Raw genomic sequence first — 13,297 nt, forward strand, 5'->3', positions numbered from 1 at the left:
TGGCAACGCAATGCTTGCGCGGCGAGCATGAAATGGTGGGCTGTGCCGGTCTACGGCGGCGGCTGCCCCGGGGCCGGCGGAGGCGGCGGCGCCAGCAGCGGAATGGTGATCGGGGGCAGTCCCGGGATCTCCACCACCTGCGAGCCGACCGGCGGTGGCGCGCCCTCCGGCGGCGGTGGGGGAGCCGGCGGGATGCCGTTGCTGACCTGAATGGTGATGATGGACCCGGGGATCGTCGCACCGCTCGGCGTCGTTCCGACCACCTCGCCCTGCTTGGCGGTGCTGTTGACGAAGTTGTTCTGGTCGGCGACCTGGAAGCCCGCCTCCTTGAGGCGCGAGCGTGCCGCGTCGATGTCCAGGCCGGCGACGCTGGGCACCCGTGAGCCGGGCGACCCGTCGACGTAGCGCGGATCGGTGGGCGGCAACTGCACCGGCCCGAAGTTGGTGGCGATCGGCTTCATCGCCGTGAACCAGGTGCGGGCCGGCTCGTTACCGCCGTAGAGGTCGCCCTCGCCGCAATGGCGCAGCGGCGACGAGCACAGGTCCGTCGGCGTCGTGGAGTCGTCATAGATGTAGTTGGCCGCCGCGTAGTGGTTGGTGAACCCGACGAAGCCGGAGGAGCGGTGCGCCTCGGTGGTGCCCGTCTTGCCGGACACCGGCAGGTTCCAGCCCGCGGCGGAGGCCGAACCGGCCGCCGTGCCGCCGCCGAGTGCGTCCTTGCTCATGGCGTTGGCCAGGGTGTTCGCCAGCCCTTCGGGCACCACCTGATCGCAGGTCTCGGTGGTCACCGCGACCTCGTTGCCGTGCCGGTCGATCAGTTTGTCGATCGGATTCGGCGGGCACCAGGTGCCGCCGGAGGCCAGCGTGGCCGCGACGTTGGACAGCTCCAGCGCGTTGACCTCGATCGGGCCCAGGGTGAACGACCCGATGTTCTGCCGTTTGACGAAGTCGGCCAGGCTTTCGTTGCTGTCGGGGTTGTAGTCGCGCGCGGTGCCGGGGTCGGCGTAGGACCGCAGTCCGAGCTTGATCGCCATGTCCACCGTGCGGGTCACCCCGACCTGCTGGATCAGCTTGGCGAACGCGGTGTTGGGCGAGGTGGCCAGCGCCTCGGTCACGTTCATCGACCCGCGGTAGTTGCCCGCGTTGACCACGCACCAGGTGTCCTTGGGGCAGCCCTTGGCGCCGCCGCTGCCCATGCCCTTGGCCTGGAAGCGCGCCGGCACCTCGAGCGTGGCGTTGGTGCCCATGCCCATGTCCAGGGCGGCGGCCGTGGTGAAGATCTTGAAGACCGACCCCGCGCCGTCGCCGACCAACGAGAAGGGCTGCGGCCGCATGGTTTCGCCGGCGTCGAGGTTCAGGCCGTAGGTGCGGTTACTGGCCATCGCCATCACCTTGTGCGACGTCTTTCCGGGCTGGATCACGCTCATCACGCTGGAGATGCCCGGCAGCGTCGGGCTGGCGAACTGGTCGATGGCCGACTTGACCGGGATCTGCACGTCGGGGTCCAGCGTGGTCTTGATCAGGTAGCCGCCCCGGGCCACCTGGTCTTTGCTGATCCCGGCGCGGGACAGGTACTCCTGGACGTAGTCGCAGAAGAACGCGCGGTCGCCGGCCGCGATGCAGCCGCGCGGCAGTTCGTTGGGCTGCGGCAGCACGCCCAGCGGGGTGGCCTTGGCGGCGCGCAGCGCGTCGGCCTCCTGCGGGATGTTCTCGATCATGGTGTCCAGCACCAGGTTTCGCCGGGCCAGCGCGCCCTCGGGGTTGGTGTAGGGGTTGAGCGCGCTGGTCGACTGCACCATGCCCGCCAGCAGCGCCGCCTGCTGCCAGTTGAGATCGGATGCGTTGATGCCGAAGTAGGTCTGGGCCGCGTCCTGCACGCCGAACGAACCGTTGCCGAAGGACACCAGGTTCAGGTAGCGGGTCAGGATCTCGGGTTTGGTGAAGGTCTTGTCCAGGGTGAGCGCCATCCGGATCTCGCGCAGCTTGCGCGCCGGGGTGGTCTCCACGGCGGCGCGCTTCTCGGCGTCGGTTTTGGCCGTCACCAGCAACTGGTAGTTCTTGATGTACTGCTGCTCGATGGTCGAACCGCCCCGGGTGTCGACGTCGCCGCGCGCGTAGCCCGCCAACCCGGTCAGCGTGCCCTTCCAGTCCACCCCGTTGTGGTCGGCGAACCGCTTGTCCTCGATGGACACGATCGCCAGCTTCATCGTGTTGGCGATCTTGTCGCTGGGCACCTCGAACCGGCGCTGGGAGTACAGCCAGGCGATGGTGTTGCCCTTGGCGTCGACCATCGTCGACACCGCGGGTATCTCGCCCTCGAGGAGTTGGGCCGAGCCGTTGGCGACGACTTCGGAGGCGCGGTTGGACATCAGCCCCAGGCCGCCCGCGAACGGAAACATCAGGGCCGTGGCGACAACACCGGCCAGCAAGCAGTACCCCGCAAGCTTGAGGATGGTGAGGATGGCCGGGGGGCGGTCTGACATGGCTACTACAGTAGCGGCCCCCAGTCACGCCGCCACGCTGCGAGTTCGTCCACTTTGCGCCCCGTCATCGACGGGTGCTTTACGCGCGGGGCCGCGATAAAATTGTCGCCTGCGTCAGCGGAGGCTCCCGCCGACGTGTGCAAGATCACTTCTTCGCCTATGGTTCTGAGGCGAGACGGCACGCCCGTCCCAAAAAAAGCGTTATCGGACTGTTGCGCAATTGGCAGCTGACCACCTAACTTAGACACACGGTGAGATTCAGGTAACACCGATGTACACAGTGTGGCGTAGATCGCAGGTCAGGATCTGCACCTGAGGAGGGCGGTCGCGAAGGCGGCCGGTAGGGAAGGGACCAGCTCGTGTCAGGAACACGGCCTGCGGCGCGTAGGACAAACATTGCGGCCGCTCAAGGGGTACTCCGCAGCGTTGATGCCGAAGAACGGATCGCCTGGGTTTCCAAAGCACTGTGCCGGACCACGGACCCGGACGAGCTCTTCGTCCGGGGAGCCGCCCAACGTAAAGCCGCCGTCATCTGCCGGCACTGCCCGGTCATGCAGGAGTGCGGCGCGGACGCGCTGGACAACAAAGTCGAGTTCGGCGTCTGGGGCGGCATGACCGAACGTCAGCGTCGCGCCCTGCTCAAGCAGCACCCCGAGGTGGTGTCCTGGGCGGACTTCTTCGACAAGAGGAGAACCCGCAGCGCCGGCTGAGCCACGGGTTCGACCGGGTGTCTCAGCGGACCGCCGCGTCTCCGGTGGAAGTGATCTGATCGGCCAGCGCGCGCAACGCTTCCAGGTCCGACACGTCGAACGGCAGCGAGGGCACCCCGACCACCGGCACGTGGGGATTGGCCCCGGTGAAGCGTGACAGCAACCTGATCTCCCGCTTGGCGGTCTGCGCGCGATCGGCATGAATGCTCAGCACGGCCGCGGCCAACGAGGCCGCCTCGGAATCCGGTTCGGCCTCCAGGGTCTCGGCTCCGTCGATGGCCCGCTCGGCGGGTAACGAACACAACGTCGGGTGGGTGCGATTCAAGACCAGCCCGGCGAGCGGCATGCCCTCCTGGGACAACCGGTCGACGAAGAAGGAGGCCTCGCGCAGCGCGTCGGGCTCGGCCGCCGACACCACGACGAACTGGGTGCCGCGCCGCTTCAGCAGCGCGTAGGTGCGGTCGGCCTTCTCCCGGAAGCCGCCGAAGGTCGCGTCCAGCGACTGCACGAACGCCGCCGCATCGCTCAACATCTGCGAGCCCAGTACGGTGGATATCGCCTTCATCGCCAAACCCATTGCGCCCGTGACCAATCGGCCGATGCCCCGACCGGGCGCGAGCAGCAGCCGCCACAACCGGCTGTCCATGAAGCTGCCCAGTCGTTTCGGCGCGTCCAGGAAGTCCAGCGCGTTGCGCGAGGGCGGCGTGTCCACCACCACCAGGTCCCAGCGGTCCTCGGCCAGCAGTTGACCGAGCTTCTCCATCGCCATGTACTCCTGCGTGCCGGCGAGCGAGCTGGCGACGGTCTGATAGAACTGGTTGTCCAGAATCGATTGCGCCCGGCCGTTTCCGGAGTACTGGAGCACCATCTCGTCGAACGTGCGGCGCATGTCGAGCATCATCGCGTGCAGCTCGCCGGGCACCTCGGGCGCCAGCGGCACCTGCTGGGGGGTGTTGCCCAGGTCGTTGACTCCCAGCGCTTGCGCCAGCCGCTTGGCCGGGTCGATCGTCAATACGCAGACGTTGCGGCCGTATTCGGCCGCGCGTAAGGCCATGGCGGCCGCGGTGGTGGTCTTGCCCACCCCGCCGGCGCCGCAGCACACCACCACCCGGTTGGTCGTGTCGGCCAGGATGGCCGCCATGTCAAGCCTATTCGGTGCGGTAATCATCGAACCCCCTGCTGGGCAAGCGATTCCGAAAGCTCGTAGAGGCTTCCCAGGTCGACGCCGTCGGAGATGGCGGGCAGTTCCAGCCGCGGCACCTTCAGCGCATCCAGCTGCTGTGCGATCTCGGCGCGCGCGGCGATCACGGTCGCATGCTCGATGGTTTCGGTCAGCAGACCGGCAAAGTCGGTGTCGTTCAGCTTGATCCCGGCCATCTCCAATCCCGCCCGCAGTGAGTCGGCGTCGACGTGTCCCTCGGCGGCCTTGGCCAGATCGGCGGGCTGCAGGTGGCAGGGGATGTTGCGATTGACGATCACGCTGCCGATCGGCAGCTCCATCTCGGCGAGTTCCTCGATGGCTTCCAGCGTCTCCTGCACCGGCAGCGCTTCCAGCAGGGTGACCAGATGGATGGCGGTCTGCTCGGAGTGCAACAACTTGACCACTCCCTCGGCCTGCCCGTGCACCGGGCCGCCCTTGGCCAGATCCGACACGGCCTTGGTGACGTCCAGGAAGCGGGCGATCCGCCCCGTCGGTGGGGCGTCGACGACCACCGCGTCGTAGACCGGGAGCCGGTTTTTATCGACGCGCACCACCGATTCCTTGATCTTTCCGGTGAGCAGCACGTCGCGCAGCCCGGGCGCGATCGTCGTCGCGAACTCGATCGCGCCGATGCGGCGCATCGCCCGCCCGGCGATGCCGAGGTTGTAGAACATGTCCAGGTATTCCAGGAACGCCGCCTCGATGTCGATCGCCAGGGCGTTGACCTGGCCGCCGCGCTCGGCGGTGGCGATCTTGACTTCCTGGTAGGGCAGCGGCGGAACGTCGAAGAGCTGCGCAATGCCTTGGCGCCCTTCGACTTCCACGAGGAGCACCTTGCGGCCTCCGGCTGCCAGGGTCAGCGCCAGTGCGGCTGCGATCGTCGACTTGCCCGTCCCGCCTTTGCCGGTGACGAAATGCAGGCGGGCTTTTGACAGCCGCGCCGGCCAGCCGACGGCGCTACCGCCGCTCGATGTGTTTGCCACCTTCGCATGCTAGCCCGGCCGGCGCCCGGGCCACGGGCAGGCCAGAGCCGTTCACATCCGACCGATAAGCTCGCGCCATGAGCCAACCGACCGCATGGGAATACGTCACCGTCCCGCTCCTGACGCACGCCACCAAACAGATTCTCGACCAGTGGGGTGCCGACGGCTGGGAACTGGTGTCCGTCCTGCCCGGTCCCACCGGTGAGCAACACGTCGCGTATCTGAAGCGCCCCAAGTAGATGACCGCGTCGGACCGGCTCGCGCGACTCGGCGTCGCGCTTCCCGAGGTGGTGGCGCCGCTGGCCGCCTACGTGCCCGCGGTGCGCACGGGTGACCTGGTCTACACCGCGGGCCAGCTGCCGATGCAGGCCGGGCAGCTGGCCGGCACCGGCAAGGTCGGGGCGCAGGTCAGCCCCGAAGAGGGCAAGGCGATGGCGCGGATCTGCGCGCTCAACGCCCTGGCGGCCGTCGATTCGCTCGTGGGCATCGACGCGGTGACCCGGGTGGTCAAGGTCGTCGGGTTCGTCGCCTCCGCCCCGGGTTTCAACGGTCAGCCCGCCGTCATCAACGGGGCTTCCGAGCTGCTGGCCGAGGTGTTCGGCGATGACGGCGCACACGCGCGGTCGGCGGTCGGCGTGTCCGAGCTGCCGCTGGATGCGCCGGTGGAGGTCGAGCTGATCGTGGAGGTCGGCTCACGACCGTGACCGCCGCACCCGAGTCGCTGAGCCATCCCGCCTACGGCAGGCTGCGGGCGGTCACCGACACCGCCTCGGTCCTGTTGGCCGACAACCCCGGGTTGCTGACCCTCGAGGGCACCAACACCTGGGTGCTGCGCGGCAAGGGCAGCGACGAGATGGTGGTCGTCGATCCCGGGCCAGACGACGACGAACACATCGCCCGGGTCGCCGAACTGGGCCGCATCGCGCTGGTGCTGATCAGTCACCGGCACGGCGATCACACCGACGGCATCGACAAGCTGGTCGAGCGGACCGGGGCGACGGTGCGCTCGGCGGGCAGCGGCTTCCTGCGCGGCCTGGGCGGCCACCTCGCCGACGGGGAGGTGATCGACGCGGCGGGCCTGAAGATCAAGGTGATGGCCACCCCCGGCCATACCGCCGACTCGTTCTCGTTCCTGCTCGACGACGCCGTGCTCACCGCCGACAGCGTGCTGGGCCGCGGCACCACGGTCATAGATTCCGAAGACGGCAGCCTGGCCGACTATCTCGAGTCGCTGCGCCGGCTGCGCGGCCTGGGGCACCGGACGGTGCTGCCCGGTCACGGGCCGGAGCTGGCCGACCTGGAGGCCGTCGCCTCGGGCTACCTGACCCACCGCCACGAGCGCCTGGAGCAGGTGCGCGCGGCGCTGCGGGACATCGGCGAGGACGCCACCGCGCGCCAGGTCGTCGAACACGTCTACGTAGACGTCGACGAGAAACTCTGGGACGCCGCCGAATGGTCCGTTCAGGCGCAGCTGGACTATTTGCAGCGCTGAACTCTCGTCGAAATCGACGCTATCGCGGAAAAGTTCCAGAGGACGCGTCGATAACGTCGATCTCGGCGCAATTCGTGCGCTTACCTGGCTCGGTTGCGCCCGCGCTTCGCGCGCGCTTACCTTGCTCGGGGTTGGATTGCTCGCTCGGTTGCGCCCGCGCTTCGCGCGCGCTTACCTTGCTCGGCGGGCCAGCCTTTCGGAGTCCGAAATCAGCACACTCTTGCCCTCCAGGCGGATCCAGCCGCGGTGGGCGAAGTCGGCCAGCGCCTTGTTCACCGTCTCCCGGGACGCGCCCACCAGCTGGGCGATCTCCTCCTGGGTCAGGTCGTGGGTGACCCGCATCGCGCCACCCTCCTGGGTGCCGAACCGCTGGGCGAGCTGCAGCAGCTGCTTGGCGACCCGGCCGGGCACGTCGGTGAAGATGAGGTCGGCCAGGTTGTTGTTGGTGCGGCGCAGCCGTCGGGCCAGCACCCGCAACAGCTGCTCGGCGATCTCGGGTCGATCGGAGATCCACGCCCGCAACGCGTCGCGGTCCATCGACACCGCACGCACCTCGGTGATGGTGGTCGCGCTGGAAGTCCGCGGGCCCGGGTCGAAAATCGACAATTCACCGAACATGTCCGACGGGCCCATGATCGTCAGCAGGTTCTCCCTGCCGTCGGGTGACCGACGGCCGATCTTCACCTTCCCCGAGACGATGATGTACAGCCGGTCGCCCGGCTCACCCTCGGCGAAGACCGTGTGCCCACGGGGGAAGTCGACGGGTTGCAGTTGCTTGGTCAGCGCGGCGACGGCGCTGGGCTCAACCCCTTGGAAGATTCCTGCCCTTGCCAGGATCTCGTCCACATTGCCTCTTCAGATTTCCAATGATTGCGCTACGGGCAGGTTAATCCCGTGCTCGCGTGCTGAGTCTAGCGGTAGGACATTTTGTCCAACGTGCAACGCTACACACGATTGACGCGCCGAGTGGCCTTAAACTGCGGATTGATCGGCGAATGCGCGTGTATTCGCGTCGGCAATGTCAGCTCCGCATGGTCGACGAAGCTGGCGGCAAACGACGGTGCCGCGTGCCGCGGCCGGGCCGTGATCCCGGCGAGCGCGGCCTCGGACAGTTCCCAGGCCTCGCGCCGGTGCAGGTATTCCACCGCCTCCGGCATGCCCTCCCGGGCCAGGGTGCGCATGTCGACGAGCTCGACGCGCTCGAAAAGCTCGGTGACCGCCAGTACCGCGGCGTCATCGCGGGAAAGGCCCCGTTCGAGCCGTCCCAAGCCGAGCGCCGCCAGCATCAGCAGCCCCGGAACGACGGCCACCAGCAACCATGACACAAGGAGAGTAAACAGGGCCTTCAATCAACACGAGGTCTCGGCGGGATCACGAAATCAGTACTCTGTCGTAGGTGACAGCGGCTAAGTCGTCCGGGCGCACGAAGTCCACGTCGGCAGCTCCGGGCGGCGATGCGGCACGGCGCTGGTCCGAGGAGACCCAAACCGGCTTGGTGCGACGGGCCCGGCGGATGAATCGGGCGCTGGCGCAGGCCTTTCCGGACGCGCACTGCGAACTCGACTTCACCACGCCGCTCGAGCTGACGGTCGCCACCATCCTGTCCGCGCAGAGCACCGACAAACGGGTGAACCTGACGACGCCGGCGTTGTTCAAGCGATACCCGTCGGCGCTGGACTACGCGCAGGCGGACCGCGACGAACTGGAGACCCTGATCCGCCCGACGGGGTTCTTCCGGAACAAGGCGACCTCCCTGATCGGATTGGGGCAGGCGCTGGTCGAACGGTTCGACGGTGAGGTGCCCTCCACCATGGAGGAGCTGGTCACGCTGCCCGGGGTGGGCCGAAAGACGGCCAACGTGATCCTGGGCAACGCCTTTGGCGTTCCCGGCATCACGGTCGACACCCATTTCGCGCGTCTGATGCACCGGTGGCGCTGGACCGCCGACAAGGACCCGGTCAAGATCGAGCGCGCGGCCGGCGAACTGATCGAACGCAGCGAGTGGACGATGTTGAGCCACCGGGTGATCTTCCACGGCCGCCGGGTGTGCCATGCGCGCAAGCCGGCGTGCGGGGTGTGCGTGGTGGCCAAGGACTGCCCGTCCTTCGGCCTCGGGCCCACCGAGCCGCTGCTGGCCGCGCCGCTGGTGCGGGGCCCGGAAACCGAGCACCTGCTGGCCCTGGCCGGCCTGTAGGGCACGGCCTTGACGCGCACCACGCGCTGGACGATCGCGATCCTCGCGGTGGTGGCGGCGTTGACCGCGGCCCTGGTGGCCCAGCTGCGCGACGAGTCCGCGACGCCGTCGAAGCCCGGTACCACCGCGGACACCGCCGACCGCGAACACCGCGACGCCGACACGGCGGCGGCCTTGGCGGGCCCGCGGCAGCGGGCCGACCTACCGCCGTGCCCCGCCGCCGGCGAGGCTCCCGGCCCCCAGGCGCTGCGAGGTGTCACGGCCGAGTGTGCCGCGGACGGTTCGGTTGTCGACGTCGCCCGCGCGCTGGCCGGGCGGCGGGTGGTCCTCAACCTGTGGGCGTACTGGTGCGCCCCATGCGCGGCCGAACTGCCCGCGATGGCCGAGTATCAACGGCGGGCGGGGCCCGACGTGACGGTGGGGACCGTGCATCAAGACGAGAACGAGACGGCCGCACTGCTGCGCCTGGCCGAGCTGGGCGTTCGGCTGCCGACGCTGCAGGACGGCCGCCGGCGGGTCGCGGCGGCGCTGGGCGTGGTAAACGTGATGCCTGCGACGGTGGTTCTGCGGCCGGACGGTAGCGTTGCCCAGATGCTGCCAAGGGCTTTCGGCAGTGCCGACGAGATCGCCGCAGCGGTCGGAAACGACAAGGGATAAGCCGTACATTGGACCGACTGGAGCGCCCGGTGACTGTTGGGGGCACGCCCCCGCCCGCGGAAGGTGGGACCCCGGCCGACACGCGGGGGACGGTTCCGCTGGCGCCCGACGCCTCCCCGGCGTGGCTGCGCCCCCTGGTCGACAACGTCGCCCGGATGCCCGACGCGTACCGGCGCCGGCTACCGGCCGACGTGCTGGCGATGATCACCGGCAAGGCCGCGCCGTCGCTGTCGGCGATGCGCGGCGGCGGCCGCGAGGCCGCGGTCCTGGTGCTGTTCTCGGGTCCGGAATCCGCGCCGCCCGCCGGCGGCGTCCCCGACGACGCCGACCTGCTGGTCACCGTGCGGGCCTCGACGCTGCGCCACCACGCCGGGCAGGCGGCGTTTCCCGGCGGTGCCTCAGATCCCGTCGATGACGGTCCGGTGGCCACCGCCCTGCGCGAAGCGCGGGAGGAGACCGGCATCGACGTGTCCCGGCTGCGTCCCCTGGTCACCATGGAACGCACGTTCATCGCGCCATCGCGGTTCCACGTGGTCCCGGTGTTGGCCTACTCACCCGACCCCGGGCCGGTGGCCGTCGTCAACGAGGCCGAAACCGCGATCGTGGCGCGGGTTCCGTTGCGCGCGTTCATCAATCCGGCCAACCGGCTGATGGTGTACAGGAGTGACCTCGGCCGCCGGTGGGCCGGGCCGGCGTTTCTGCTGAACGAGATGCTGGTCTGGGGATTCACCGGCCAGGTGATCTGTGCGATGCTCGACGTCGCCGGCTGGGCCCAGCCCTGGGACACCACCGACGTCCGCGAATTGGACGCGGCGATGGCGCTGGTCGGCGAGCAGGGTGGACCCCCGCGATGAACATGAATTCGATGACCCCGTCGCAATGGCTTGACGTGGCCGTGCTGGCGGTCGCCTTCATCGCGGCCGTCTCGGGCTGGCGTTCCGGCGCGCTGGGCTCGTTGCTGTCGTTCGTCGGCGTGTTGCTGGGCGCCATCGCCGGTGTGCTGCTGGCGCCCCACCTCGTCAGCCACATCGCCGCGCCCCGGGCCAAGCTGTTCGCGGCCCTGTTCCTGATCCTGGCGCTGGTCGTCATCGGCGAGGTCGCCGGGGTGGTGCTGGGACGGGCGGTCCGCGGCGCGATCCGCAGCCGCATGATCCGGACGGTGGACTCGTTCATCGGGGTGGGCGTTCAGCTGGTGGTGGTGCTGACCGCGGCCTGGTTGCTGGCGACGCCGCTGACCCAGTCGAAAGATCAGCCGGAACTGGCCGCCGCGGTCCGCGGGTCGCGGGTGCTGGCCCAGGTCAACGAGGTAGCCCCGCCGTGGCTGAAGACGGTGCCCAAGCGGCTGTCGGCCCTGCTGAACACCTCCGGCCTGCCGGCGGTGCTGGAGCCGTTCAGCCGCACACCGGTGATTCCCGTCGCCTCGCCCGACCCGGCCCTGGCCAACAACCCGGTGGTGCAGGCCACCGCGCCGAGCGTCGTCAAGGTGCGCAGCCTGGCGCCGAGCTGCCAGAAGGTGTTGGAGGGCAGCGGATTTGTGATCGCCCCGGACCGGGTGATGACCAACGCGCACGTGGTCGCCGGCTCCAACAGCGTGCAGATCTACGCCAGCGGCAGCCCGCTGGACGCCACCGTCGTGTCCTACGATCCGTCGGTGGACATCGCCATTCTCGCGGTCCCCAACCTGCCGCCACAGCCGCTGGCGTTCGCGCAGAACGAGGCGAAAACCGGTACCAGCGTCGTGGTGCTGGGCTATCCGGGCGGGGGCAACTTCACCGCGACGCCGGCGCGCATCCGCGAGGTGATCAAGCTCAGCGGCCCCGACATCTACCGCGATCCCGCGCCGGTGACCCGCGACGTCTACACCATCAGAGCCAATGTGGAGCAAGGCAATTCGGGTGGGCCGCTGATCGACCTGAACGGTCAAGTGCTCGGCGTGGTGTTCGGCGCGGCCGTCGACGACCCCGACACCGGTTTCGTGTTGACGGCCGACGAGGTGGCCGGTCAGCTCGCCAAGATCGGTGACACCCAGCAGGTGACCACCGGGTCCTGCGTCAGCTGACCGCGTGGCCGAGGAACTTCATCAAGTGTCTGTTGACTTCCTCGGGCGCCTCTTCGTGACTGAAATGCCCTGCGCCGGCGATGGATACGTAACGCCCCTGCGGTGCGTAGCGCTGCGTGCGGTCGACCGGGTCGGCGAGCACGTAGGGATCGGCGTCGCCACGCAGGTGTAGCAGCGGCACGCTGAGCTGCTGGCACATCGATTTCATGAAGCGGCGGCCTTCGTCGCGCAGCTGACTGCGCACCGCCCAACGCTGGTATTCCAGCGCGCAGTGCGCCGCCGACGGAATCTGGATGGCCATCCGCAGATACCGGATGGATTCGGAAAAGTCCTCGGAGGCAAGCCATTTGGCGCTGCTCCGGCGGCGGACCAGGCGCTCGATCTCGGCCGCGTCGTCGCGGGTCAGCAGGCGCTCCGGCCAGAGGGGCATCTGGTAGCGCAGCAATGTCGGCAGCAGCGCGTAGCCCTGGTCGCGCCGGGTCAGCGTGGAACGGCGCAACGCCGCCGGGTGCGGCGAGCTGATCAGCGCGATGGCCGAGACCAGCCGCGCGTGCAGCAGCGCGGTGGCCCAGCAGGTCAGCCCGCCGTCGGCGTGACCGACCAGCGTCGCCGACGAGTGCCCCAGCGCGCGGATGAGGCCCGCGGTGTCGCCGGCGAGCGTCCAGCCGTCGTAGCCGCGGGGCGGTTTATCGCTGCCGCCGTAGCCGCGCAGATCGACCGCGACCACCCGCGCGTCGCTGAGCCCACGCAGCTGGTGACGCCACGACCACCAGAACGAGCCGAAACCGTGCAGCAACATCACCAACGGTCGGGCCGTGGGCGGCGTGGCCGTGCCGGCGTCGTCGGGCAGGGCCTCCACGACGTGGAACCGGATGCCGTTGGCGTGCACGTCGAAGTGCCGCCATGGCCCGTCGATGCGGGTAACCGACGGATCCGGCGGCGCCATCTACCAACCCGAGGGATCGGGTTCGGGCTTCTCGTGCTTGCCGTGTCCGGCGATCTGCTTGGCCGCCCCCTGCGGTTTGTCGTGGCCCGGGGTGAGGGCGGTGCGCGTCTCCTTGACCGATTCGATGGTCTCGCGCGGTCCCCGGATCCGGCGCACCTTGAGGAAGCCCAGCAGGGCCAGCAGGGCCCCGACCACCACCTGAATCCCGAACACGATCAGGAAGGCCACCCACCGCCAGAGCCAGGTGTCGAGCAACTCGGCGACGAAGAAGAAGAAAAAGAACGTGGAGTAGAACAGCACCACCAGCGCGGCGATGAAGAACACGCTGCCGGTCAGGCCCTTCTTGACGTCCCGGGTGATCTCCGCCCGGGCCAGTTCGACCTCGGCGCGCACCAGCGTGGACACCTGCGTGGTCGCGTCCTTGATCAGGTCGCCGATCGACGGCTCGGCGGGCCGGGCGTGCGGGTCGGTCAGGGGGATCGTGGTCAGGGTGCTGGGCACACCGTTCTTGCCGTCGGCTTTGCTCACAGACGGTCCCCTCTTTCGTCGTCGGCCGGGCTCACTCGTTGCGG

15 protein-coding genes are annotated in these 13,297 nt (G+C 68.9%); 8 read left to right on the plus strand and 7 right to left on the minus strand.

Translation table 11 applies throughout. From position 1 onward, the window contains the following. Nucleotides 1-50: 50 nt before the first annotated feature. On the minus strand, nucleotides 51-2,483 hold the full coding sequence (gene ponA2 / locus C1737_RS21425; protein WP_067921446.1) for a transglycosylase/D,D-transpeptidase PonA2: 2,433 nt from the start codon (nucleotides 2,481-2,483) through the stop codon (nucleotides 51-53). Nucleotides 2,484-2,842: 359 nt separating this feature from the next. Between ponA2 and C1737_RS21430 the strand changes: the two genes are divergently transcribed. Beyond that, nucleotides 2,843-3,193, plus strand: coding sequence for a WhiB family transcriptional regulator (locus C1737_RS21430; protein WP_067921444.1), 351 nt, complete (start codon nucleotides 2,843-2,845; stop codon nucleotides 3,191-3,193). 22 nt (nucleotides 3,194-3,215) lie between these two features. Here the strand turns inward: C1737_RS21430 and C1737_RS21435 are convergent, their stop codons facing one another. Together C1737_RS21435 and C1737_RS21440 are read right to left on the minus strand one after the other, a co-directional pair. Next, nucleotides 3,216-4,361, minus strand: a complete 1,146-nt coding sequence (locus tag C1737_RS21435; protein ID WP_068097976.1) for an ArsA family ATPase — start codon at nucleotides 4,359-4,361, stop codon at nucleotides 3,216-3,218. Further along, nucleotides 4,358-5,377 (minus strand): ArsA family ATPase, encoded by a 1,020-nt coding sequence (locus tag C1737_RS21440; RefSeq protein WP_067918862.1) that lies wholly within the window; start codon nucleotides 5,375-5,377, stop codon nucleotides 4,358-4,360. The genes C1737_RS21435 and C1737_RS21440 overlap by 4 nt, the downstream gene beginning before the upstream one ends. A 77-nt stretch (nucleotides 5,378-5,454) precedes the next feature. Between C1737_RS21440 and C1737_RS21445 the strand changes: the two genes are divergently transcribed. From C1737_RS21445 to C1737_RS21455, 3 genes are read left to right on the plus strand one after another with little or no spacing between them, the layout of a single operon-like run. Then, nucleotides 5,455-5,616 carry a DUF4177 domain-containing protein gene (locus tag C1737_RS21445; protein ID WP_007166633.1) on the plus strand — a complete coding sequence of 54 codons (162 nt, stop codon included), beginning with the start codon at nucleotides 5,455-5,457 and terminating at the stop codon, nucleotides 5,614-5,616. After that, on the plus strand, nucleotides 5,617-6,081 hold the full coding sequence (locus tag C1737_RS21450; RefSeq protein WP_102419409.1) for a RidA family protein: 465 nt from the start codon (nucleotides 5,617-5,619) through the stop codon (nucleotides 6,079-6,081). Then, nucleotides 6,078-6,869 (plus strand): MBL fold metallo-hydrolase, encoded by a 792-nt coding sequence (locus tag C1737_RS21455; RefSeq protein WP_067918860.1) that lies wholly within the window; start codon nucleotides 6,078-6,080, stop codon nucleotides 6,867-6,869. The genes C1737_RS21450 and C1737_RS21455 overlap by 4 nt, the downstream gene beginning before the upstream one ends. Before the next feature lie 171 nt (nucleotides 6,870-7,040). Here C1737_RS21455 and crp read toward each other — a convergent pair whose 3' ends face one another. Together crp and C1737_RS21465 are read right to left on the minus strand one after the other, a co-directional pair. Then, nucleotides 7,041-7,715, minus strand: a complete 675-nt coding sequence (gene crp / locus C1737_RS21460; protein ID WP_067918859.1) for a cAMP-activated global transcriptional regulator CRP — start codon at nucleotides 7,713-7,715, stop codon at nucleotides 7,041-7,043. Nucleotides 7,716-7,813: 98 nt separating this feature from the next. Continuing rightward, nucleotides 7,814-8,194 (minus strand): hypothetical protein, encoded by a 381-nt coding sequence (locus C1737_RS21465; protein ID WP_068097977.1) that lies wholly within the window; start codon nucleotides 8,192-8,194, stop codon nucleotides 7,814-7,816. 188 nt (nucleotides 8,195-8,382) lie between these two features. Here C1737_RS21465 and nth point away from each other — a divergent pair, with 188 nt between their 5' ends. The 4 genes from nth to marP are packed head-to-tail and all read left to right on the plus strand — an operon-like array spanning nucleotide 8,383 to nucleotide 11,779. Beyond that, on the plus strand, nucleotides 8,383-9,063 hold the full coding sequence (nth, locus tag C1737_RS21470) for an endonuclease III (RefSeq protein WP_067918857.1): 681 nt from the start codon (nucleotides 8,383-8,385) through the stop codon (nucleotides 9,061-9,063). A gap of 9 nt (nucleotides 9,064-9,072) precedes the next feature. After that, nucleotides 9,073-9,720, plus strand: a complete 648-nt coding sequence (locus tag C1737_RS21475) for a TlpA disulfide reductase family protein (RefSeq protein WP_102419411.1) — start codon at nucleotides 9,073-9,075, stop codon at nucleotides 9,718-9,720. 29 nt (nucleotides 9,721-9,749) lie between these two features. Beyond that, nucleotides 9,750-10,574: a CoA pyrophosphatase gene (locus tag C1737_RS21480; RefSeq protein ID WP_102419412.1), complete on the plus strand. Its 825-nt coding sequence runs from the start codon at nucleotides 9,750-9,752 to the stop codon at nucleotides 10,572-10,574. A gap of 11 nt (nucleotides 10,575-10,585) precedes the next feature. Further along, a complete protein-coding gene (gene marP / locus C1737_RS21485) occupies nucleotides 10,586-11,779 on the plus strand; it encodes an acid resistance serine protease MarP (RefSeq protein ID WP_102420061.1) in 1,194 nt (397 codons plus the stop codon). On the opposite strand, the gene C1737_RS21490 is transcribed toward marP, so the two are convergent. Both C1737_RS21490 and C1737_RS21495 read right to left on the minus strand, forming a co-directional pair. Continuing rightward, nucleotides 11,772-12,725: an alpha/beta fold hydrolase gene (locus C1737_RS21490; protein WP_102419413.1), complete on the minus strand. Its 954-nt coding sequence runs from the start codon at nucleotides 12,723-12,725 to the stop codon at nucleotides 11,772-11,774. The genes marP and C1737_RS21490 overlap by 8 nt on opposite strands. Continuing rightward, entirely contained in the window at nucleotides 12,726-13,253 is a 528-nt protein-coding gene (locus tag C1737_RS21495; RefSeq protein WP_067918853.1) for a phage holin family protein, read from the minus strand. Between the last annotated feature and the right edge of the window lie 44 nt (nucleotides 13,254-13,297).

This window comes from Mycobacterium sp. 4858 (assembly GCF_900240975.1).
Taxonomy (GTDB): domain Bacteria; phylum Actinomycetota; class Actinomycetes; order Mycobacteriales; family Mycobacteriaceae; genus Mycobacterium.

Bases quoted from the DNA above. Each gene is read 5' to 3' on its own strand.
- ponA2 (WP_067921446.1), bottom strand. From the start codon at position 2,483: ATGTCAGACCGCCCCCCGGCCATCCTCACCATCCTCAAGCTTGCGGGG.
- C1737_RS21435 (WP_068097976.1), bottom strand. From the start codon at position 4,361: ATGATTACCGCACCGAATAGGCTTGACATGGCGGCCATCCTGGCCGAC.
- C1737_RS21445 (WP_007166633.1), top strand. From the start codon at position 5,455: ATGAGCCAACCGACCGCATGGGAATACGTCACCGTCCCGCTCCTGACG.
- C1737_RS21450 (WP_102419409.1), top strand. From the start codon at position 5,617: ATGACCGCGTCGGACCGGCTCGCGCGACTCGGCGTCGCGCTTCCCGAG.
- nth (WP_067918857.1), top strand. From the start codon at position 8,383: ATGAATCGGGCGCTGGCGCAGGCCTTTCCGGACGCGCACTGCGAACTC.
- marP (WP_102420061.1), top strand. From the start codon at position 10,586: ATGACCCCGTCGCAATGGCTTGACGTGGCCGTGCTGGCGGTCGCCTTC.
- C1737_RS21490 (WP_102419413.1), bottom strand. From the start codon at position 12,725: ATGGCGCCGCCGGATCCGTCGGTTACCCGCATCGACGGGCCATGGCGG.